The organism is Nocardia otitidiscaviarum NBRC 14405 (genome assembly GCF_000308635.1).
GTDB lineage: Bacteria > Actinomycetota > Actinomycetes > Mycobacteriales > Mycobacteriaceae > Nocardia > Nocardia otitidiscaviarum.
In genome coordinates this window covers 1-1,434 of record NZ_BAGD01000256.1, presented here as the reverse complement: position 1 = coordinate 1,434, position 1,434 = coordinate 1, and the positions used below count along the sequence as shown (strand labels likewise).

Here is a 1,434-nt window from a genome sequence, read left to right as displayed (position 1 = left end):
CCAGGTCGCCGGGGATGAGGAATCGCACGGTGACAGCGGATAATTCGGCCGACGGCACCGGATCGTGCGCGGTGGCCCGGCGCACCCGGGCGCGGTACCCCGCGCGGCGGGCGCGGCCGGCGGCCGCGAAGGCGCGCGCACCCACCAGGTCGCGCAGCTGTTCGTCGGTGAACTCCGCCGGGGACCACGAGACGGCGGTCTCCGGTGGGTCGGCACGGGCGGTTTCCGCGGTGGGCTCGGAGGTTTCGGCGTACGCGCGATAGGCGAGCACCGCGCGCACCCGGTGCCGGCACACCGTCGTCGCCGCACAGGTGCAGGACGACAGCTCCAGGGTCGTATCGGGCGGCAGGGTGGTGCGCACGCCGTCGGGGAAGGTGACCGCCACGGTGCCGTCGCCGGATTCGGTGAGTTCCGGAGGCGCGGCGGCGTTCTCCTTCGCCGCGCGCTTGAGAAGCCCCCGGTTGGCGAGGCTGATCAGGGAGTCGTCGGTGAGGGCCAGCAGGTCCGCGCGCATGGACTATCCGATCGTTTCCGCGATGAAGGCGGCCAGTTCACCGGGCGTCATCGCCCCCACATGCACGCCCACATCGGCCAGCCGCTGCCCCAGCTCCCGGTCGAAGACCGGATCGGCCTGCTCGTCGAGGGCCGCCAGCCCCAGCACCGTCGTCCCCTCCGCGACGAGGGCCGCCGCCGTGCGTACCAGCCACGCCGCATTGCCGCCCTCGTAGAAGTCGCTGATCACCGCGATGACGGCGCGGCGCGGGTGCTCGACCAGCTGGGCCGCGTAGCCGAGTGCGCGGGCGATGTCCGTGCCGCCGCCGAGCTGCACCTTCATCAGCAGTTCGACCGGATCGTCCACATCGCGGGTGAGGTCGACGACCTCGGTGTCGAAGGCGATCAGGTGGGTCTCGAGGCCGGGCAGCCCCCACAGACAGGCCGCCGTGACCGCCGAGTGGATGACATTGCCGACCATGGAACCGGACTGGTCCACCAGCAGGATGACCTGCCAGTTGTCCGTATGGCGGCGGGTGCGTGCCCGGAAGTGCGCGGTCTCCACATAGAGCCGTCGCTGTTCGGGCCGGTAGTGGGCGAGGTTGGCGCGCACCGTGGTCGGGAAGTCGAAGTCGGCGGCGCGGGGGATGCGGCCGCGGCGGCGCGAGCGGGCGCCGTGCATCGTGGTGCGCACCTCGGTGGCGAGCCGTTCCATGAGCTCGCGCACCACCTGCTCGACAATGCGCCGCGCCATGCGCAGCACCTCCGGATTCATGAGGTGTTTGGTGCGCAGCACCGCGCCCAGCAGCTCGGCATTGGGCTCCAGCCGACCGAGCACCTCGGGATCGGTGAGCACGTCGTGTAATCCGTAGCGCTGCACCGCGTCCCGCTCCAGGCGCTCGACGGTGGCCTTGGGGAAGAGCCGGTGGATGTCGTCGAGCC

The 1,434-nt window shown here is 71.6% G+C and carries 1 protein-coding gene and 1 pseudogene; both read right to left on the bottom strand.

What is annotated here, in order from left to right:
- Window positions 1-514: pseudogene (locus ON31_RS29605) on the bottom strand (hypothetical protein); the annotation flags it as partial.
- Window positions 515-517: 3 nt separating this feature from the next.
- Window positions 518-1,434: VWA domain-containing protein (locus ON31_RS29600; protein ID WP_039818388.1), on the bottom strand; the 917-nt coding region annotated here is incomplete at its 5' end.